We start from the raw sequence: 19,258 nt of genomic DNA, 5'->3' as shown, positions 1-19,258 counted from the left end.
GTTTGTAGTGAGGACTTTAGTCCTAAAATATTTAACCACTTTATGCTTACTACAAAGGCATTTACCCCTCTCAATTAATCCGATGAATCACTAGTAGTCTGTCTCATTAATTTGGCACGCGTTAAAATTATCTGCGTCTCCGTGTCAGACTCAAAGACTACTAAGTAGCAACCCACTGCAACTCCAACCATAGGCGTGGATTGTTCTGTCTGAGTTTCGACATCGGATCGCGTAACAATCGCTTGGCATTTATGCAGACTACCTGCATTAGACCCATATTGTCTGCAACTTCTCGAAGTATTTCTTTTTGAGCTTGCACACAGGAAATCATTTCGTCAGAGCAATAAATTCCTATATATTGCAAGCGCCTAGCAGGTCGTCCCCAAAAACAGGTGATCACTTTCACATAACACCCGTCCAGTAATTCTCCAACTTGTGGATAGTAGTGGTTGAGGACTCTTGTGAATTCTTTGGCTAAGATGTCTTCAGCAATCATTTGAACTGATATTTCTGTAGCGTCCATCACTCTATTTAATATAACATAATTTTGTCATTTAAATATGACAAAATAGCCTACGATCTTTAAATAAAATATTAAATAAAAAAGAGGCGTACCTTATTTGGTATCACCTCAGATTGGCGTAAAGCATTGTTATTTTGAATAAAAAATCAAAGTATTGGACCTCTTGCAAAAGTGCTTTTTGCAAGAGGTGGGAAAAGGCAAAAAGTTAAAGGGGAAGGTGGGGTCCCACCTTCCCCTTTTCCCGACTTCTGCAAGAAGTCTATTGATTTGAATAACCTTATTCGCATTCTAGTTGCTAAGCTGTTACGCATTTAATTTGTACATTTACCTGATGACTGATGACTGTTAACCGTCAATAGTTAACAGTTAACGACTATCAAGAGTGTTTATATACTTTAGACACGCATCAGCTTACCCCATAGAAACGCCAAGGGCTATCTGTTATATGAATCGTAAATTGTTGTTGAAAAAATCTCAGTAATCTTGTAAGGTGTGTTAGCAAAGCCTAACGTATCAGAAGCTGGGAATAGTGCCGTACTTTCTGCGCTAACGCACCCTACTGTATGTAGCTTCACTTTGTCAGATATTAGTGGAGCTAAGTTAGCTACTAATTGATTCTGAATTCTCTAGTCTTATTTAATTGTTATTATCGAGCATTGCGTTCACAAACTAAGACCTCTGCTATAATATCCGGCACATTTACAAAGTCTGTAAATCCTTCAGATCCCTGAATCGGTGATATAAATGTATAGTTTGGGTCACAGACTCCATTGTCATATACTTGAATAAACCAGCGATCGGGAAATCCTTCTACACCTAGTTCCACAGTGTACCAACTCTCACCAATCAGACGAGAGTTAAAGATTGTAAACCACTCTCTATTTTCTTCGGAAATGTTCCAATCTGCCATGAGTAGCTCTAAAGCTATTTGTCCGGCATCAGTTGAAGTCAATAACATTTTTACTCCTTATTAGCAACTTCGGAGTTGGTAATTTCAGGATATAAACCCAGTTGTTTAGCTAACTCACGCGCTACAAAAAATAAAAATTGGGCACCATCCTGATTGCCTTCATGAGCAAACATAGTTGCTACTTGTAACATTGTTTCCACTAAGCCAGAATCAATCAATTCTGGCTTACCTTCTAAAACTTCTGGTTCCTGACCATTAGGGCATTTAAGTAGCTCATCAATCAGGTTAAAATATAAGCCTTGGCGTTGTTCTGTCATGGTAATTTTAGTGCTTTGAATGAACTATTTTCAGCGTAGTGAGAGAATTGAAAATTTCTCAATCGGTCTAAGAGAGAATGATTGATTACTGTTCAATACTTTGTTGCCACAGCCTTTCCAACATTTCAACTTGTTCTTTTAAAACACCAGCTCGATAAACAAGATATCTGTCGTAAAAGATAATGGCTAACCCAACACAAATAGGGATTAACAAGAAGAACCATTGCAGGATAGTGCCAACTTTATATTGTTCAGCAACAGTCAGCATTTGAGTAACCACATTACGATCAGAGGATTGTATGCTAGTCTGAGGATAAGGTGTACTTTCTGTCTGAGGAGTCACAGCGATCGCTCCACTAGTCTTGTTAACTTCGCAAGCTAATTTCTGTGATTTTACTAAGTCAAGATGTTGCTCCCAAATTATGCCAAATACCACTAGCCCTGGAGAAAGTACTGCTAAGGTAACGACGCAAACTGTAAGAACATTTAAAACTTTGATTTTCATCTTGACTCTCCCTTGCTAGGTAGTATGCACCCAGTAAGAAAATATCTTTTGCTGTTCATATAAAGTAGTCATATATTTCTACTTCTCAAACAGTTATGATACTAAAATATCTGTAAACGGAAATTCTCAGAATCGTTATTTGTCAGTCATTTATCTAATGATTCCTGACTAGCGATCGCTGAAAAAACAGCAAATTTTTCACAAAAAGTAGGAATTTTAAGTCAGAAATAACGCTCTCATCTCCTGGAATGTGGTTTCATCCTACTCTCAAAAGAGAGATTAAGAAGTCCCCCCTAGTTCACTAAGCTTGCGCTTAGGAATGTTGGGGGGTAGAGGGGAATCTCTGCGTAAATCCTATACGATTTATATCAGTCGCTCTCCACAAAACAGTTTATCCCAGCCCCATTAAGATTATTAAATTCATTAGAATAGTACTCAAACGCTGTAGTTAATGCCTGATAAGTATTTCAAAAATTCATTGGGGTATGGGTGCTAGTGTTTTTCACATGGGGTTCTAGTGTTTTTAAGGTGGGGTTCTGGTATGTAGAGTACTCAAGCATAAAGCAGTGTAGGCAGCGATCAAAGACTGTTTATTGGGTAATTTTCAGCGAACAAAATCTGTACTCAAAACAAATTATCAACATCTCTTGATAAAGATATACTGACTAACAAAGAAAAAACAATTAAGTTTTCCGAAAGTAATTTATTTTTCATAACAAACATAAACATAATGAGAAAAAGTATGCATCCCTACAAACAAAAGTTTAACAATCAAATCTCAAGCCGACAAGCAATAATCAGCAATTACAAATGGTAAAATACACATACGGTAAGCTAACATCATGCTGAAAACACAATAAAAGTTATTCCGAAACTTATATATTGTGTGATTGAGTTAAAATAGATAGTATATGCACTCATCTGCACTCAACTACAAAATATCAATACACAAAAGATTATTGTTATAAGTACATGCTCTGCACTAAGATTTAGAATTTTAGGAGTTAAATAATGCGAATTGCTAAAGACATAACAGAACTTATTGGACGAACTCCTTTAGTTGAACTTAACAAGATTCCTCAAGCTGAGGGAGTAGTCGCCAGAATAGTTGTCAAACTCGAAGGTATGAATCCAGCCGCTTCGGTGAAAGACCGCATTGGCTTAAGTATGGTACTTTCAGCAGAAGCAGAGGGTTTAATTCAGCCAGGGAAAACCATTTTAGTCGAGCCTACCTCAGGTAATACAGGAATTGCTCTAGCGATGGTAGCAGCGGCGCGGGGCTACAATTTAATTTTGACAATGCCAGAAACGATGAGCCAAGAACGACGGGCTATGCTCAGAGCTTATGGTGCATCTTTAGAGTTGACACCAGGCGCAGAGGGAATGCGGGGAGCAATTCGCAAAGCCGAAGAAATTGTGGCTAATACTCCCAATGCTTTGATGCTGCAACAGTTCCGCAACCCTGCCAATCCCAAAATCCACCGGGAAACCACCGCCGAAGAAATTTGGGCAGATACAGACGGGGAAGTGGATATCGTCATTGCTGGAGTCGGTACTGGTGGGACGATTACTGGTATTGCAGAGGTACTTAAAAGTCGTAAGGCGACGTTTAAGGCGATCGCTGTTGAACCCAGCAACAGCCCAGTCCTCTCAGGCGGTGAAGCTGGCCCACATAGAATTCAAGGTATTGGTGCCGGATTTATTCCTGATGTCCTCCGCCTAGAATTGGTTGATGAAGTAATTAGAGTCAGTGATGAACAGGCGATCGCTTACGGCCGACGTTTGGCCAAAGAAGAAGGCTTGTTATCTGGTATATCCTCTGGTGCGGCTTTGTGTGCCGCCATTCAAGTAGGTAAACGTCCAGAAAATGCTGGACGTTTAATCGTGATGATTCAACCTTCCTTCGGCGAACGTTACCTCAGCACCCCCATGTTTCAAGATTTGTCCTTAGAAACTGCTGGCGTTCGTTAAACCAATTCGCAATTCGCAATTACGTTTTGTAACGGCGATTTTAATTCGTGTTCAATTCATCCTGGCCTTCTGAGCGGGGAAATTAAACTGAACATACTTTTTTAAGGGACTTCCAAATCAAAATATCCCACTGTTCACAGTCAACAGTCAACAGTTCCTAGCGAACGGGAATGCGGATTTGAAACTCCGCTCCCTCGCTGGGTTTTGAGTTACAAGAGAGTGAGCCACCATGTTTTTCACTAACAATTTGGTAGCTAATCGACAAGCCCATAGCCGTGCCTTTGCCCACAGGTTTTATTGTAAAAAACGGATCGAATAGCCGTTGCCGAACTGACTCTGGCATACTTAAACCATTATCTACAATGTGGATTTGGAGTTTATGAGGGTCAATTTGTTCGGTGTAAATAATAATGGTTGGACTAGGTACGCAAGGAAGCAAAAATTTTGCGAATGCGATCGGCGCCAACCCGCATAGACAAAAGTAGGTTGGGCAAATCTGTCAGCAAAAATTCTAGATCGATTGTTTCGCCTAAAACCCGATATCGTTCTGTCTCCACTAAATAGAATCTGTACAGATGATTCGCTGGGGCATGATACGCCCCTTTTTGCATTTTTTCTTGATTACCTTGTGTTGGAGGCGATCGAGAATGCCCTGCTACTCTAGCTGTGGACTATCGAAGAGGGGTAATCTATGAAGTTGCCGCGATTGACCCAGGAGGAGATCGGAAAAATGTTTGGATCAAATGAGTTAAAGCAAAATTGCTTTTTTGCTTTTACTGTTTTTATTTTTTAAATCTGTTACGAGTATAACAAACATAATAGTTTAAAATAATCTCCTCCAGTCTTGAGCTATTTTTAATGATTAATTCTTTTTTAATGAAAGAGAATTAAATCAAAAAATATCTTAGTATTGAAAAACAAATATTGATAAGCAGGTGAGACTTTACAAGCATAATCACCTACATCATGCATGGGAAACAATAGAAAAATACATAGCCGATGACTAACGTACTATGGCTACAGGGTGGTGCTTGTTCAGGTAACACCATGTCATTTCTCAACGCCGAAGAACCGACAGTTTGCGATTTGATCGCTGATTTTGGTATTAAGTTACTTTGGCATCCATCTTTGGGATTGGAACTAGGCGATAACTTACAAAAACTTCTGCGAGATTGTATTTCTGGGGAAATTCCTCTAGATATCTTGGTATTTGAAGGCAGTGTTGTTAACGCTCCCAACGGTACTGGCGAATGGAATCGGTTTGCCGATCGCGCTATGAAAGATTGGTTAGCAGATCTGGCCAAAGTCGCTAAATTTATCGTCGCGGTGGGAGACTGTGCTACATGGGGAGGAATTCCCGCTATGTCACCCAACCCCAGCGAATCGGAAGGTTTGCAATTTCTCAAGCGTCAAGAAGGCGGCTTTTTAGGGAAAGATTTCGTATCACAAGCCGGATTACCTGTAATCAATATACCTGGATGTCCCGCCCATCCCGACTGGATAACGCAGATATTAGTAGCGATCGCTACTGGACGCATAGCAGACATTGCTTTCGATGAACTAAATCGTCCTCAAACTTTCTTCAACACCTACACTCAAACAGGTTGTACCCGCAACGTCCACTTTGCCTACAAAGCCTCAACCGCCGAATTTGGTCAGCGCAAAGGTTGCCTATTTTATGACTTAGGTTGTCGCGGCCCCATGACCCATTCATCCTGCAACCGCATCTTATGGAACCGCGTCTCATCCAAAACTCGCGCCGGAATGCCTTGTTTAGGTTGCACCGAACCAGAATTTCCCTTCTTTGACCTCAAACCGGGAACCGTATTTAAAACCCAAACAGTCATGGGAGTTCCCAAAGAATTACCGCCAGGGGTGAACAAAAAAGACTACGCCTTACTTACAATGGTCGCCAAAGACGCAGCACCACCTTGGGCAGAAGAAGACTTTTTTACAGTTTAGTCATTAGTCATTAGTCATTGGTCATTGGTCATTAGTCTTTTGTCCTTTGTGATTTGACCAATGACTATAACCTTTCACACTCCCTTCTACCTCTCAACCATAAATCAAGGGTTTCGACCCTTTTACAGAAGGCGAGTGGATAATTACCAATAACAAAAGACAAAAGACAAAGGACAAAAGACAAAGTACAAAAGACAAAGGACAAATGACAAATGACAATTCAATCATTAGACATATCGCCCGTTGGTAGAGTTGAAGGCGATTTAGATGTGCGAGTTGATATTGAAAATGGGCGAGTAGTCAATGCCTGGACACACGCAGAATTATTTCGCGGATTTGAAGTTATTCTACGCGGTAAAGATCCCCAAGCCGGCTTAATTGTTACACCTCGTATTTGTGGAATTTGCGGCGGTTCTCACTTAACTTGTGCATCTTGGGCATTAGATACAGCCTGGGAAACAGAAGTTCCCCGCAATGCAATTTTGGCGAGGAATCTCGGTCAAATTGTCGAAACAATTCAAAGCATCCCCCGCTACTTTTATGGATTATTTGCCATTGATTTGACCAATAAAAAATACCGCCATAGTCGCTTTTATGAGGAAGCTGTGAAACGTTTTGCTGCTTTCACAGGCAAATCTTATGAACTAGGCATCACAATTTCCGCTAAACCTGTAGAAATTTATGCACTATTAGGCGGACAATGGCCCCACAGCAGTTATATGGAAATAAATTGGGGAATTGCTTATATAGTCAGGATTTGCAAGGATAGGTGCAATGATTCCCTGGCTTTTCCTTAAATCAGGCGATTCTGAGGTGGTATCTAGCAGCAAATCCATTTATTTTTCTCTGCTAAAATTTATTTGGTTTTCTCAGGCATTACCTAATCTTTCCCTAAACCGAGATTAGCGATCGCAGTTAAGGGAAGTACAAAATAAGTAGTTAAGTATAATTATTTTCTGGCTATTGAAGTACGAAGTGGGATTTTTCTCAATATAAATGCGTAAATAGTAATATAAAAGTTTAAATAGTTACAGATAAACTTGAGTATAGAAGTATTGATTTATCTGTTTGGATATTGAGCGATAGCGAAGCGCTCCGTAGGAATCGCTTTTCTCAAAGGTGTTTAACGGTGAAATTATTGAGTTTTTAGCAGAAATACATGGTACGATCAGACGAATTGGCAAAAATGCAAAGCCACCTATAAATTACAGAAACTATATCACAATTGAAGCGAATAAACGCGGTGGTAAGCCTTGTGTGGGTGGCTTGCGAATTACAGTTTATGAGGTGCTTGAATACCTAGCTTCCGAGATAACCGAAGCAGAAATTCTTGATGATTTTCCCGATCTAACACGAGAAGATTTAAAAGCTTTTATTGCTTATGCGGCTGACCGTGAACGTCGGCTTATGATTTCTCCATTATCAGCATGAAATTACTGTTTGATGAAAACGTAATAAGGTGCGTTACATTGCATTAACGCACCCTACAGACTCGGCGATCGCACTACGTCATAAAAATTCCTGAAAGAGGTTATCGAACGGTTCTGTATTTTTCCAGCGATAGGTGTTGAAGTCTCGATAATCAACGGATAAAATTTGGCCATGTCCTAATTCTTCTGCAAGGATAACGAGAGAGGCATCGGCTAAATCCATCGGTAAGTCTTTATATTTTTCCATCAGTTCTTCAATACGCTGGCAATGATGTTGTTTCAGATCAAAGATTTGTAGATTTCCTGTAAAAATTTTATGAATAAAGATTTTTGGAGCATCTACTCCTACTCTTTTTTGTAATAGATAGCACGTTTCCGTGACGACACACCAAGTCGTAATAAATTGCTGATTAGCTAAATCTTGAAATCGTTTTTTTGCGGATATATGAACTGTATCTTTTTTATTGGCAAGAGCTAACCAAAAGCCTGTATCAACTATGATCATAATTTTTGGTTAAGTTCATGGTCTAAGTAGTTTTTATAGTTTTTTGAGAGGTCTGTTTCACCTTCTATGCAACCGATAAAGTCTGACCAGTCTTGCAAGGAATTTTCTGAAGATTCGTGTTGATTCAGAAGGTAGCGTTTTTTCAGGACTTCTACGAGTTCAACTATGACTTGTTGTGCATCGGGAGGAAGAGACTCAATATCTTGTTGAATTTTATCTAAGTTCATAATCTCATCTTGCTATTTCCCTGATTATAGTTTAGCAAAAAATGTTCTTACCCAACCAATATGACAATACAATAAATAATTTAATTCACCCCTAATAGCTCCCTATGCCTAATTATAGAAGACTTAATATTTCTGGAGGTACATATTTCATCACACAAATCACTTATCAAAGAGAATCTTGGCTCTGTACTGATATAGGGAGAAAATCTCTCCGAGAAGCAATAGAAAAAGTAAGGGGAAAATATCCTTTTTGTATTGATGCTTTTGTTTTATTACCTGATCATTTTCATTGTTTGTGGACTTTACCCCCTGATGATAAATATTTGTCGGTGAGATTGCGCTTAATTAAAACTTATGTTACCAAACATTATGGACAAGAATTAGGGGTTAATCGGGAGGTTTCTCAATCACGACAAAAGCGAGGAGAAAGTAATCTTTAGCAACGTCGGTTTTGGGAGCATTTAATTCGGGATGAACGGGATTTTGCGCTCCATTGTGATTATATTCATGATAATCCGGCTCGACATGGATTGTGTGAAAATCCCCAAGATTGGCAGTATTCCAGTATTCATCGGTTTATCGCTCAGGGAATTTATCCAACCGATTGGGGTAATGATGGCAGAAAGGAAAAACCTCAAGGATATTGGGACGATTAGTAGGGTGCGTTAGCGACAGCGTAACGCACCGAAAATCAGTAAATAATCATAAATATGGTGCGTCACATTTGTGTGTATATATTTAATGGTGCGTTACACTCCGTTAACGCACTCTACAAGATCAGCGATCGCACTAATCTCTATGCTAACTCCTCAACAAACAAGGTGAGTACATTGAGTGAATAACCCACCTTGCCTAACCTTACCTCCTACGCAATGATCCGACTATTGAGTACTCTCTCAATAGTTTTTGGAGGTTGTTCTGCTGCAAGTGGGTATAACGTAAGATCCACCCCAAACGAATTAGCTCCCGCTTTACTAGGGACAGCATTGGATGCTGTATCTTTCAAAATAGCGTCTAGCTTGTTGGATGCATCCTTATATGATATGTCCTGCGCTCTCTTCAAATAGTCGTAAAATTTTTGGTAATCGTCGGATTGGTTATCCAATATCGATTTTTTCAGTGCTGTAACATAGTAATCGTATTTGAAGTTGAAAGTTATCTTTTCGACCTTTGCACAATCTGATGTAAACGCTGTTTGTGAAGAATCAACTGAAATGTAGTAGTACTTAACTTTAGGAAAATAGCGGAAATTTGTTCCTGTGTCGTCTTCCGGGACAGCTTCATGACATTGACCAAGTAAACAGGTCTGGTAGTGCCTTGACTTGTCATCCCAGCTGGCTCTTAGCGAACTTCCTACTCCTTGAACGAAACTGAGGACATCGCCAAGAATTGCTTCAGGAAGGGTGACTGCATCAAACATTATCTTGATGATTGCAGTATTAAATTCTGTAATCACTTGTGTGACGGAGTAGCTTTCTGATGTAATCTGAAAATCTGCAAATCCTCCAGCCCCTGTAAGCATATTCATTATATAATGAGTTACACTGGAGTCCCACTGGGTTTTGGGAGGTTGATCCCCTGGCAACACCTTTCCAGGATTATTTTTCAAAAAGCCAAAGACTTTAATTCTCACTGTTGCGAAAAAACTAGCCACCTTATCACACACATCTTGTCCTGTGGTGAACTCTGGATTGGATGTAATAAAAGAGCTAGAAAGATTTACAAAAGCAATAAGTCCATCAGAATCCTTGAATGCCTTTTGATCCGATTTATCCGAGGTAAGAATTTCATCCAGCAAAGACAAGTGTATGTCGTCCATTGCTAGTGGTGGATACTGATCTGGATACCCGCATACTACCCAATTCGTCGTTATACCTGGTACTAAGTTTCCCGGAATACTTGCGTTGGGAATCCAGATATAAGTTGTGTCTGGTCGAAATTCTGTTCCATTTGGATTGACTGGTTGATTGCCTTGTGGAAACGTACCTAAAACTTGAGTAGAACCCCCCCAAACACCCGGAGGGTGGGTGGACACGGGTACCCAATAGGAACCGTCGGCGAGAGCAAATACTTCATAGTGTTGATGAAGATCTGCTGACCAAGACCAATTAGCAGTGATATTTTGGAAGTGACCATTGTGTCCTTGCCAAACCTGGACTCCATTCCATTGACTCATCGCTTGACCCGATACAACTAGTGTCCGTGGCATAATATACTCATACTTCAATAACTCATAGTTTTATACATACTATTACTGATGCTGATTTGTCAAGCTGGTATTAAAAAAAACGTGGGTTGTCATAAGTTTCGCCACAGTTTTGCTACCCATTTACTGCAAAATGGCTATGATATCCGTACTGTTTAGAAATTAGGACACAACGATGTCAAAACCATCATGATTGATACCCACGTTCTTAACTGTGGTGGTAAAGCTGTTCGCAGTCCTCTAAATTTTTAGACATTCTTTGAGAATTTCAACTTTTCAACTTCCAACCTTAACCTTTCATTCTCCATCTTGAGTGCCAATATTTCATTCTTCTGCAACTCAATTAAAGACTTTTGACTAATCACCTCACCAAAGGCTTTTTTCCGGTTTTCAATCCCAAACCATCTTTGATAGGTTTTTGTATGTTCATCAACAGTATGACCTAAATTGTCTGCTGCGGCTTTAATCGGTATTCCCTGAAGATGCGCTCGAATCGCACAAGCATGACGCAAATCGTAGGGTTGAAACTCAATTCCTACTTTTCTAAACCATCTGGATATATCTCTTCGCATCCAATTAATATTTTGCACAGATGCAATTTTTGTCACCTTTTTTTCTAAAACATTTAATGGTTTGGGATTTTTTAAATCAAATAATTCTATCCATTCTGGTACAAAGGGGATAACTTCTCGATATCCAGTTTTTGTATTTTTATTGACTTTCCAAGTATGGTCGATATTTTGGGGAGATATCCACCAATTAATATCTGGTTGTACAAATAATTCCCTTGGTCTTAACCCAAAGGTTGCCAACATTCCATATACCCAACGCCACATTTCCCAAGTGTCGATTTCATCACTAATGTTTGTATTTTTGCGGTTGAGGGCGAATTTTTCAAATAGGTCAAAAGAACACACTATTTTATCATCGTCGGGGATTTCTCGATGAGCAGGGGTGACATTATCCCGTGTTACATCGAGTGTAAATCCCAACTGAAAGGTTTTAATAAAAACAGAAGTTACCGCAATCAGTTCATTTTTTTTATTTCCTTGAAATGAATTAATAATTTCCTCAAAGTTATTTTTTGTGGCTAAAGTGGTTAAAGGAAAGTTTCTTTTAAGAACAGATATATAGTTAGCAAAAGTATTTTGACTGGTTATAGTTTTCTGACGGGTTTGATAATATTTTTCATCAAATGTATCTAATAATTCCCCAATAGTTTTTATCTCTTGCTTCTCTCTAGATTTAATTCCTAAATACTTCTCATTCCACTCGAAAGTATGGCGAGCAATTAATTTACCCAACTCGTAACTTTCCTCGATCGCAGTTTTCAATCCCTCTAAATTTGCTGGTATCCCTAGAGACAAATCATACTGCTTTTTCTCCTTACCTAAGCTGCAATCGCTTGGCTTTAACGGTAGGGTAGCTCGCAACTGAAGAGAATTGCCAGTTTGTTTAATGCTAACTCTAATTCTATCCCTTTTTAAATTATTATTGGCTTCGACTAACTTCTGCTCAAAAACTGCTTGATACTGTAGTTCAGTTGCTTTAACTTTCGCCATTGTTCCCCTATAGCTGCCGTCTGTAGTGTTCTGCGGCTCAAAATCTGCAAACATATCGACGAACAAATCCGTTGAGTCTGCGTTTGCATCCTCATGTGTAGATGGGGGATATGTCTCCGATATTAAGTGTTGGCGATCGCAATCATCCTGATTTTGATTTTGCTCGCTCATTCCCTAAATATTCCCTTATTTATAAGCTGAAATGGTGAAAATAAAATGTTCTTTCCGAGCAAAATAACCTTCTATAATAAGTTACTCAGGAACATTTTTAGCATATCACCAGTTGCCACAGCAGTTATATGGTGCCTGGTGGCGTGATGTGCGCCCCCACTCTTACAGACATCACCCGCGCTTGGGCGCTTCTCGAATATTTCCGCACCAATTGGTTAGAACCAGTGTGGTTGGGTTGTTCTTTAGAACGCTACGAACAAATCCAAACTTATGATGACTTTAGAGATTGGTTAGATGAAGACCGAAATCATCGAGATTCCGACTTAGGTTTCTATTGGCGGATGGGTTTAGATATCGGTCTAGATAGATATGGCGCTGGTGTTGGTAAATATGTCACTTGGGGATATTTAGCCCATGAAGATAAATACCAAAAGCCGACTATCGAAGGACGAAATGCGGCAATGATTATGAAAAGTGGAGTGTACGACAGCTTCGCAGACACTCACGTTTTAATGGATCAGTCATTTACCCGCGAGAATACAACTCACTCTTGGTACGATGAAGGGACAGCAGATATTCATCCTAGCGATCGCACCACTAAACCCACTGCAATCAATACCAAAGACTTCGATAACGCCTACTCTTGGGCGAGTGCAGTTCTTCACAAAGACTTCGGACGTTTGGAAGCTGGCCCTTTAGCCCGTCAATTAGTAGCTGGTGGCAAACATGGCGAATCTTGGCAACACTACGACCCCTTCATCCTCGATGTCTTCAAACAAATGGGTGGTGCTAGTATTCATGTGCGTCAGCTAGCACGAGTTCACGAAATAGTCAAGTTATATCGCCAAGCCGAACACTGTTTGCGCGAATTTAAATTAAACGACCCTTGGTATATCAAACCCAAAGAAAAAGATGGACGCGGTTGGGGTGCAACAGAAGCAGCACGCGGTTCCTTATCTCACTGGGTGGAAATAGAGGGCGGTAAGATTAAGAACTACCAAGTTATTGCCCCAGGTACTTGGAATATCGGCCCTCGTGACGGTGAAGGAATTCGCGGTCCTATTGAAGAAGCGTTAATTGGCACACCCATTTACGATTCTAGCGATCCAGTGGAAGTTGGTCATGTGGCGCGATCGTTTGATTCATGTTTGGTGTGTACAGTCCACGCCCATGATGCTAAGACTGGTGAAGAGTTGGCGCGTTTTCGGACAGCTTAGAGGATGTTAATAGCTAATGGCTGATTATTATTTCAGTTAGTCATTAGCTACTAGACAGTAAGCCCCAGTGCTTTAAGAATCATTGGGAGTAATTTACTGCTTGCTTCTACAATTTTTGCGGTATCCGGTAAGCCTTTTAGCGTTGCGTTAAACATCTTCTTGGCCTTACGGGCTAATCCTTCTTTTTTGTCGCTTTCAGCACTCTGCTTTGCTTCTGCAAGGGCTTTTACTTGCTCCAACAAATCTGTTTTGTCTTCGGCTGATAGTGTTTTCTCTTCTTCAATTGCTTCTTGAAGTTGAAGCAATAGCTCTTTGATTCCAGGCTCCCCAGAATCATTGGAATCTGGTAATTTATGCACTATCTCCTTAACCATAGTACTAACGTTACCAAGTGTAGTTATACTATTGCTTTGACCAATAGCACTCCCGGTCATATTGAGTGACCCACCAGCGCTCACATTTGTAGCATCACTGCTCATCGCTTTTACTCCTTATCTTTTATAATTGACCCATTAAAATCGACTCTGTTCATTCATGGGTTTATACTTTAATTTGGGTTATTGTTAGAAATAGTTGCATTATTAGGAGACACTACGTTATTGCTTACACCAATTGCTGAATCTGACATATTTATGTTCCCGCCTGCACTGATATTGATGTTGTTAATATTTCTTATAAAGGCATCTAGGCTTTCAATTGGTAATTTTTCTAGTTTAAAGACATCTTTGATTGATGTTACTATGGTATACAAATTACTCTTTGTAAACATTGTTACATCATCTAGATTAAAAGATCCAAGGTCTAATACTTTAGAGAACTCTAGTCGAAGTGCTGTCCCTAAATCACCCACCTGTCGAATTCTTTGAATTAATCCCCACCAGGCTAGAAATAGAATACAAAGATATATCAACCAGAGCAAAACATTAAGACCTGGGACAAAAGATAGGGGCGTAATAGCAAACCAAGGAAGAAGTACTGTTAATAATACCTTTCTGATAAAAGCAAATATATTGAACTTGCCAAGAACATATGTATCAACACCAACATAAAGGTTGTCACTATAGGTTAGAAAGCGTACTAGAATAGTTGCTCGCGTATCACGAAGAGTGTCTCGAGTTATAACAATGTATGTACGTTCCTGATTATCATACCTATGATCGCGAACTAAATTGACTCCTTCTCTAAATGTGATTATGCGAAATCTTGAATCTCCTAGATTGCGTCCATTTAAGTCATCAACCACATGATTATATAATCGTTCGCAAATTTGTTTAACTTTATCGCGGCTTACATGATATGTTTGATAAAGACTAGATGAATATATCTGTATACCTGCTGATTTTGCTGGATCTTTAAAGCTGGTAACACCAACATCAACAACCTGACCTCGCCCCACAATATTCATGCTCATCAACATCCTCCATTGATTTTATCGAATACTTTCTTAGACTGAAATCAAGCTTAAATATGTACTTACGTACATGGAGTGATTATATTGTAATTTTCCAGAGTAATATCTAAAGTTTTGTATCTTCACCACAAAAGAGTAATCTAAAAATAATTTACTGTTTGTGTGAGCCTTTCTGACGTACCTCTATAAACCCAAGGCTCTCCAATATTCGTACAACTTCTAGAGGTTTCAGAATAGGAATATTACTCATAGTCTACTGAACCACAATCTGTTGTATACCTACAAACTCTGTCTCGAATACCAGATCCTTGTCTTCTAGAAGCATCTCAATAACTTCACGCAAATTTTCCTGCAATTCATCCAAGGTTTCACCTTGAGAATGCGCTCCAGGAAAGCCGGGGACATAGCCAACATAGAACTTAGTATCAGGATCTCTTTCAACGATCGCAGTAAAAGTTTTCATATCACAATCATCGACAACGCTCACTTATAGCTTACTGTATCGGTCAGAAAGCCAGCCCCCAAATTTGATTAAATTCAACTTGACAAACTACTACTCTCTAGTCAAAAAATCAATCTTGGGTTTTATTTTCCAATTATATTGGAGGTAAACCAATATAGAGGTATTAACAAATACAGCAGCTATAAATCAATTGTGAGAAACTAATAATGGTGTGAATACAACTAATTATTGGGTGCAATATGTGGATGCAAACGCTAACTGAATTTATCAATTATCTTCGATAAATTCGTCAAATAAAACGCGCACTTACACACAAAATTATCAGGTAATTAAAATGTCTTACAATTCAGAAGATGTGGAACAAATCCTGGAAATAGCACTCACCGATAAAGAAGAAGGTGAATTTTCACGAGAACAGCTTGTAGAAATGGCCTCAGAGTTAGGTATTTCTGCTAATATTTTGGAAAAGACTGAACAAAAGTGGTTAGCTCAACAAGAAAAAGAACTTTTGCGAGGCACATTTAATAATTTACGACGCAGAGACTTTCGGAAACACTTTATTTCCTTCATAGCAGTGAATTTATTTCTAATCCTGCTGAATTTAATCACTAGTCCTAGTTATTTTTGGTCTATCTTCCCGATATTAGGATGGGGGTTAGGACTGTTTTTTCATTGGTGGAATGTTTATCACACTAAAACAGAGGATAAGTAGATAGCTTTTCAGCAATGGCGCACATAAACTTAACTGTCTAGGGGTTTAACTATTAATTTGACAGTTGTAGCGTAACACACTAAAACTTTGAGAAACAGTGCGTTAGGCTTGCCTTAATGCATTTGCATAAAACAGCAATTTACACGGTAAGCTTGTGTCTGATTTAGCGCTACATAATTATCTCCCTCGCGTTCCTGATGCAGCATTGCAAGAATACATAGAATGGTGTGTTTTAGAGCAAGCTCAAGCCGCAGAATGTAACTTTACTCCTGATAGAAGTAAGTTAGATAATTTGCCACCAGAAGACTACGTTCCTAAACTTGTCGAGCAGTTCATGAAAGTTAAACCAGACCCAATTAAAACAGGTTTGGTAGCAGCGATCGCTGGTAAGGAAGCTGACAAACACGCTTTATCCGGTTTAGCGATCGCTGCTGATTTTGTATCTCTTTATGTCAAGTATTTAATTCCTAAAGAAGGAAGTACTAAAGAACAGGCTGAAGAGATATTAACTCAAGCATCACAACATCAGTATGAGAAACTGACTGAAGTTGCCAAGAAACATGGTGTAGAGTTATAGTTTTCTGCTGATAAATCATTTTTCAGAGGCTTTGTCTTTTTCATAAGTCAGAGCCTCCTATTTTACAGATTATGGCAACAACTCGAAATAATCACAGTGTCTCGGATGGACAAAACCAAAGTCACGCCGATCAAGCGTCAAGATCCGATTGATAAAGAATATTTATTATTGTCTACTTCTTTTTCCTTTATTGATTTATATTGAAGATATTCAAGAAAGCTTGCAAGTTCAATTAATGTTTCGTCCGGTAGAGCATTAACTGCCTCAATCAATTTCTGCCTATCTGTAGATAAACTATTCATCTGCTTGACATAAGTAAACAAGTGCTTCTCAGAATTTTATCTTAGAATTAAGGGAATATATTACAGGTTTTCAGTGGTATGGACAGAATTGTAGTTAACTCTCACATTCATTTTGGTAAACCTTGCATCGCAGGAACACGCATCACTGTACAAAGCATTCTTGAATTGCTCAATGACGGACTTTCATTTGAAGAAATTATCCGAGACTACTATCCAGACCTACAAATTGAAGATATTCGTGCTTGCTTAGGATACGCGATCGCTTTAGTGGCAGCTGAAGACATTCGCCTAGTATCTATTTGAGCATGAGATTATTACTAGATCAAGATGTGTATGCGGTAACAGCAAGATTTCTAGTTGATGCCGGATATGATGTAGTTCTTGTTGCTCAGATTGGTCTTTCGCAAGCAAGTGATGAAGAAATACTTAGAACAGCGCAGGAACAGAACCGTATTCTCATTACGCGAGATAGAGACTATGGAAATCTTGTTTTTGTTAGAGCAATGGGATCTGGAGTCATCTATCTCCGAATCTTACCTACAACTGTGAATAACGTTCATAACGAATTGGTACGAGTTATAGAAACTTACTCAGAAGTAGAATTGGTAGGCGCATTTGTAGTTGTAGAACCAGATGGACACAGATTTAGAAAAGTATCTTTATAAAAGTTAAAAGTGTATTAAGTGTATGTTAGTTTTAGTGAGGTAAATCTAATATTTACAATGATGTTGCGTCTAAGTATCAGACCCAACCTACAAAATTACTTCCCGTTAATTGTTAAATTGCGATCGCTCCATAGACCGATTTATAGTGGCAGCCCACGTAAATGAATACCATTTCGCTCGAAACAATAGGCTACAAAAGTCAAAATTACACTATATAAAATTGTTCCAATTAGTTTGTCTAAAACTTCTTCAATGCATTTAGGTGACTTCTCCGATAGATATTGGCGCCACAAAAATAGAATGGGAATAAGTGAAACACTAAGCCAGCCAGCTAAACTACCCATTAAAGGAGTTAGGATGGTTAGAAAACTTCCTCCCAAAAAGATAAATAACCAGTTGCAAAATTTTAGAGAGCCTATTATACCTTCAATAATTAGAGCAACAGTACAGCCTAGAACAGTACCTATAATTCCCCAAATAATTACATAAATAACTACTGTAGTTGGCTCTGTAAGTTCAGGAATATTAGAGGATAAATCCAATAAAGTTGCTATGATACCTAAAGCAATACCTAAGCAGAATCCTCACAAAGCTCCCTTCTTCATTTCATCCAAAAAAACCATATTGTTAGTCCTTGAACATCTTAAACATCTGTAAGCTGAATACATTATTCCCAATTCAGGCAGATGTCTAACAAGTTACCTTAAATCATTAAATCTCATTCATGTTAACTATTATTGGTTGCGGAAATCTCAATCGCAATGACGACGCAGTAGGCGTAATCATTGCCCAACGGTTACAAAAATATCTAGCCGAAAACCCTAATCCTCATGTGCAAGTCTATGACTGTGGCACCGCCGGAATGGAAGTAATGTTTCAAGCTAGAGGGAGTAAACAATTAATAATTATTGATGCAAGTTCAACTAATTCTGAACCGGGTGCTGTGTTTAAAGTTCCAGGAAAAGAACTGGAAGCTTTACCAGAACCTAGTTATAACTTGCACGATTTTCGTTGGGATAATGCTTTAGCCGCCGGACGGAAAATCTTTCAAAATGACTTTCCCGAAGATGTGACAGTTTATTTAATTGAGGCGGCAAATCTTGATTTGGGACTGGAGTTAAGTCCTGCTATCAAACATTCTGCTGATTTGGTTTTTGAAGAGGTAGCTGCACTTATCAAACAGAATAATTACTAGTAATTTTAAATTCCTAACTCCTAACTATTCTTTTTTAAGCCCAATCCCGATAAACAGAAAGTTCATCTACCCTCATTTCAAAAGGTACGCCTTGGCTTTCTGGCGGACAAACACGGATTTTCGCACTGCTAACAATTCCATATAGCAATCTCCCCATTGGGACGATTTTTTGCAAAATCCGCCAATTAGTAACTTGATCGGGACATTCAATGACCAATGTTAGAGCATTAGCATGGGTTGTGACATACCACCGACAGTTAGATAGCAGATTTTGAATAGTGCGATCGCAAGCATCATAAAAGTATTTACTAATAGAATACTCTAGTTGTTGCCGCAATATGATATCCGCTGATGTCGGTTGCATAGGATGTGAATCATCACCATTGAAGTAATACATCTTTTTTGCCATCTTTCCTGATTTTCCTAC

26 protein-coding genes and 2 pseudogenes are annotated in these 19,258 nt (G+C 39.0%); 13 read left to right on the top strand and 15 right to left on the bottom strand.

What is annotated here, in order from left to right:
- Nucleotides 1–160 precede the first annotated feature (160 nt).
- The 4 genes from ACFG4S_RS18025 to ACFG4S_RS18010 form a co-directional block, all read right to left on the bottom strand.
- Nucleotides 161–523 (bottom strand): hypothetical protein, encoded by a 363-nt coding sequence (locus tag ACFG4S_RS18025; RefSeq protein WP_392530412.1) that lies wholly within the window; start codon nucleotides 521–523, stop codon nucleotides 161–163.
- A gap of 646 nt (nucleotides 524–1,169) precedes the next feature.
- Entirely contained in the window at nucleotides 1,170–1,481 is a 312-nt protein-coding gene (locus ACFG4S_RS18020; protein WP_392530411.1) for a hypothetical protein, read from the bottom strand.
- Nucleotides 1,482–1,483: 2 nt separating this feature from the next.
- Nucleotides 1,484–1,750: a hypothetical protein gene (locus ACFG4S_RS18015; protein ID WP_392530410.1), complete on the bottom strand. Its 267-nt coding sequence runs from the start codon at nucleotides 1,748–1,750 to the stop codon at nucleotides 1,484–1,486.
- A gap of 85 nt (nucleotides 1,751–1,835) precedes the next feature.
- On the bottom strand, nucleotides 1,836–2,255 hold the full coding sequence (locus tag ACFG4S_RS18010) for a hypothetical protein (protein WP_392530409.1): 420 nt from the start codon (nucleotides 2,253–2,255) through the stop codon (nucleotides 1,836–1,838).
- A gap of 1,011 nt (nucleotides 2,256–3,266) precedes the next feature.
- On the opposite strand from ACFG4S_RS18010, the gene cysK reads away from it, so the two are divergent.
- A complete protein-coding gene (cysK, locus tag ACFG4S_RS18005; RefSeq protein WP_392530408.1) occupies nucleotides 3,267–4,226 on the top strand; it encodes a cysteine synthase A in 960 nt (319 codons plus the stop codon).
- 157 nt (nucleotides 4,227–4,383) lie between these two features.
- Here the strand turns inward: cysK and ACFG4S_RS18000 are convergent, their stop codons facing one another.
- Nucleotides 4,384–4,665, bottom strand: coding sequence for a sensor histidine kinase (locus ACFG4S_RS18000; RefSeq protein ID WP_392530407.1), 282 nt, complete (start codon nucleotides 4,663–4,665; stop codon nucleotides 4,384–4,386).
- Nucleotides 4,646–4,783, bottom strand: a complete 138-nt coding sequence (locus ACFG4S_RS17995) for a hypothetical protein (protein WP_392530406.1) — start codon at nucleotides 4,781–4,783, stop codon at nucleotides 4,646–4,648. Before ACFG4S_RS17995 ends, ACFG4S_RS18000 begins: the two co-directional genes overlap by 20 nt.
- 442 nt (nucleotides 4,784–5,225) lie before the next feature.
- Between ACFG4S_RS17995 and ACFG4S_RS17990 the strand changes: the two genes are divergently transcribed.
- The 3 genes and pseudogenes from ACFG4S_RS17990 to ACFG4S_RS17980 all read left to right on the top strand — a co-directional run bounded on the left by ACFG4S_RS17990 (nucleotide 5,226) and on the right by ACFG4S_RS17980 (nucleotide 7,619).
- Nucleotides 5,226–6,188, top strand: a complete 963-nt coding sequence (locus tag ACFG4S_RS17990) for a hydrogenase (protein ID WP_392530405.1) — start codon at nucleotides 5,226–5,228, stop codon at nucleotides 6,186–6,188.
- Between the two features lie 212 nt (nucleotides 6,189–6,400).
- Nucleotides 6,401–6,910: pseudogene (locus ACFG4S_RS17985) on the top strand (nickel-dependent hydrogenase large subunit); the annotation flags it as partial.
- Nucleotides 6,911–7,388: 478 nt separating this feature from the next.
- Nucleotides 7,389–7,619, top strand: a complete 231-nt coding sequence (locus tag ACFG4S_RS17980) for a DUF433 domain-containing protein (protein ID WP_392536015.1) — start codon at nucleotides 7,389–7,391, stop codon at nucleotides 7,617–7,619.
- A 78-nt stretch (nucleotides 7,620–7,697) separates the two neighbouring features.
- Here ACFG4S_RS17980 and ACFG4S_RS17975 read toward each other — a convergent pair whose 3' ends face one another.
- Together ACFG4S_RS17975 and ACFG4S_RS17970 are read right to left on the bottom strand one after the other, a co-directional pair.
- Complete coding sequence (locus ACFG4S_RS17975; protein ID WP_392530404.1) at nucleotides 7,698–8,123, bottom strand: type II toxin-antitoxin system VapC family toxin; 426 nt, start codon at nucleotides 8,121–8,123, stop codon at nucleotides 7,698–7,700.
- Nucleotides 8,120–8,350, bottom strand: coding sequence for a hypothetical protein (locus tag ACFG4S_RS17970; RefSeq protein WP_392530403.1), 231 nt, complete (start codon nucleotides 8,348–8,350; stop codon nucleotides 8,120–8,122). Before ACFG4S_RS17970 ends, ACFG4S_RS17975 begins: the two co-directional genes overlap by 4 nt.
- A gap of 104 nt (nucleotides 8,351–8,454) precedes the next feature.
- Between ACFG4S_RS17970 and ACFG4S_RS17965 the strand changes: the two genes are divergently transcribed.
- Together ACFG4S_RS17965 and ACFG4S_RS17960 are read left to right on the top strand one after the other, a co-directional pair.
- Nucleotides 8,455–8,790, top strand: a complete 336-nt coding sequence (locus ACFG4S_RS17965; RefSeq protein WP_392530402.1) for a transposase — start codon at nucleotides 8,455–8,457, stop codon at nucleotides 8,788–8,790.
- A 67-nt stretch (nucleotides 8,791–8,857) separates the two neighbouring features.
- Nucleotides 8,858–9,019 carry a hypothetical protein gene (locus ACFG4S_RS17960; RefSeq protein WP_392530401.1) on the top strand — a complete coding sequence of 54 codons (162 nt, stop codon included), beginning with the start codon at nucleotides 8,858–8,860 and terminating at the stop codon, nucleotides 9,017–9,019.
- A 196-nt stretch (nucleotides 9,020–9,215) separates the two neighbouring features.
- Here the strand turns inward: ACFG4S_RS17960 and ACFG4S_RS17955 are convergent, their stop codons facing one another.
- Nucleotides 9,216–10,559: a hypothetical protein gene (locus ACFG4S_RS17955; protein WP_392530400.1), complete on the bottom strand. Its 1,344-nt coding sequence runs from the start codon at nucleotides 10,557–10,559 to the stop codon at nucleotides 9,216–9,218.
- A 48-nt stretch (nucleotides 10,560–10,607) separates the two neighbouring features.
- On the opposite strand from ACFG4S_RS17955, the gene ACFG4S_RS17950 reads away from it, so the two are divergent.
- Nucleotides 10,608–10,715, top strand: coding sequence for a tyrosine-type recombinase/integrase (locus ACFG4S_RS17950; protein WP_392530399.1), 108 nt, complete (start codon nucleotides 10,608–10,610; stop codon nucleotides 10,713–10,715).
- A gap of 89 nt (nucleotides 10,716–10,804) precedes the next feature.
- Here ACFG4S_RS17950 and ACFG4S_RS17945 read toward each other — a convergent pair whose 3' ends face one another.
- Complete coding sequence (locus ACFG4S_RS17945) at nucleotides 10,805–12,289, bottom strand: site-specific integrase (RefSeq protein WP_392530398.1); 1,485 nt, start codon at nucleotides 12,287–12,289, stop codon at nucleotides 10,805–10,807.
- A 116-nt stretch (nucleotides 12,290–12,405) separates the two neighbouring features.
- Here ACFG4S_RS17945 and ACFG4S_RS17940 point away from each other — a divergent pair.
- Nucleotides 12,406–13,506 (top strand): annotated as a pseudogene (locus ACFG4S_RS17940) (nickel-dependent hydrogenase large subunit); the annotation flags it as partial.
- 50 nt (nucleotides 13,507–13,556) lie between these two features.
- Here ACFG4S_RS17940 and ACFG4S_RS17935 read toward each other — a convergent pair.
- The 4 genes from ACFG4S_RS17935 to ACFG4S_RS17920 all read right to left on the bottom strand — a co-directional run bounded on the left by ACFG4S_RS17935 (nucleotide 13,557) and on the right by ACFG4S_RS17920 (nucleotide 15,380).
- Nucleotides 13,557–13,985 (bottom strand): hypothetical protein, encoded by a 429-nt coding sequence (locus ACFG4S_RS17935; RefSeq protein WP_334941614.1) that lies wholly within the window; start codon nucleotides 13,983–13,985, stop codon nucleotides 13,557–13,559.
- Nucleotides 13,986–14,053: 68 nt separating this feature from the next.
- Nucleotides 14,054–14,917, bottom strand: a complete 864-nt coding sequence (locus ACFG4S_RS17930; protein WP_392530397.1) for a hypothetical protein — start codon at nucleotides 14,915–14,917, stop codon at nucleotides 14,054–14,056.
- Between the two features lie 151 nt (nucleotides 14,918–15,068).
- Complete coding sequence (locus ACFG4S_RS17925; protein ID WP_392530396.1) at nucleotides 15,069–15,167, bottom strand: type II toxin-antitoxin system HicA family toxin; 99 nt, start codon at nucleotides 15,165–15,167, stop codon at nucleotides 15,069–15,071.
- Nucleotides 15,168–15,170: 3 nt separating this feature from the next.
- The gene (locus ACFG4S_RS17920; RefSeq protein ID WP_392530395.1) at nucleotides 15,171–15,380 is read right to left on the bottom strand and encodes a type II toxin-antitoxin system HicB family antitoxin; all 210 of its coding nucleotides are present in this window, start codon (nucleotides 15,378–15,380) and stop codon (nucleotides 15,171–15,173) included.
- Between the two features lie 334 nt (nucleotides 15,381–15,714).
- On the opposite strand from ACFG4S_RS17920, the gene ACFG4S_RS17915 reads away from it, so the two are divergent.
- From ACFG4S_RS17915 to ACFG4S_RS17895, 5 genes are all read left to right on the top strand, one after another.
- Nucleotides 15,715–16,092 (top strand): 2TM domain-containing protein, encoded by a 378-nt coding sequence (locus ACFG4S_RS17915; RefSeq protein WP_392530394.1) that lies wholly within the window; start codon nucleotides 15,715–15,717, stop codon nucleotides 16,090–16,092.
- Between the two features lie 154 nt (nucleotides 16,093–16,246).
- Entirely contained in the window at nucleotides 16,247–16,669 is a 423-nt protein-coding gene (locus ACFG4S_RS17910; protein ID WP_392530393.1) for a hypothetical protein, read from the top strand.
- A 380-nt stretch (nucleotides 16,670–17,049) separates the two neighbouring features.
- A complete protein-coding gene (locus tag ACFG4S_RS17905) occupies nucleotides 17,050–17,274 on the top strand; it encodes a DUF433 domain-containing protein (RefSeq protein WP_196524998.1) in 225 nt (74 codons plus the stop codon).
- A gap of 2 nt (nucleotides 17,275–17,276) precedes the next feature.
- Entirely contained in the window at nucleotides 17,277–17,636 is a 360-nt protein-coding gene (locus ACFG4S_RS17900) for a DUF5615 family PIN-like protein (protein ID WP_094339987.1), read from the top strand.
- Between the two features lie 724 nt (nucleotides 17,637–18,360).
- Entirely contained in the window at nucleotides 18,361–18,831 is a 471-nt protein-coding gene (locus tag ACFG4S_RS17895) for a hydrogenase maturation protease (protein WP_392530392.1), read from the top strand.
- 34 nt (nucleotides 18,832–18,865) lie between these two features.
- Here ACFG4S_RS17895 and ACFG4S_RS17890 read toward each other — a convergent pair whose 3' ends face one another.
- Nucleotides 18,866–19,240, bottom strand: coding sequence for a hypothetical protein (locus ACFG4S_RS17890; RefSeq protein ID WP_392530391.1), 375 nt, complete (start codon nucleotides 19,238–19,240; stop codon nucleotides 18,866–18,868).
- Nucleotides 19,241–19,258 lie beyond the last annotated feature (18 nt).

This window comes from Nostoc sp. C117, from assembly GCF_043099735.1.
Lineage (GTDB): Bacteria > Cyanobacteriota > Cyanobacteriia > Cyanobacteriales > Nostocaceae > Nostoc.
This window is presented reverse-complemented; position numbering and strand designations above follow the sequence as displayed.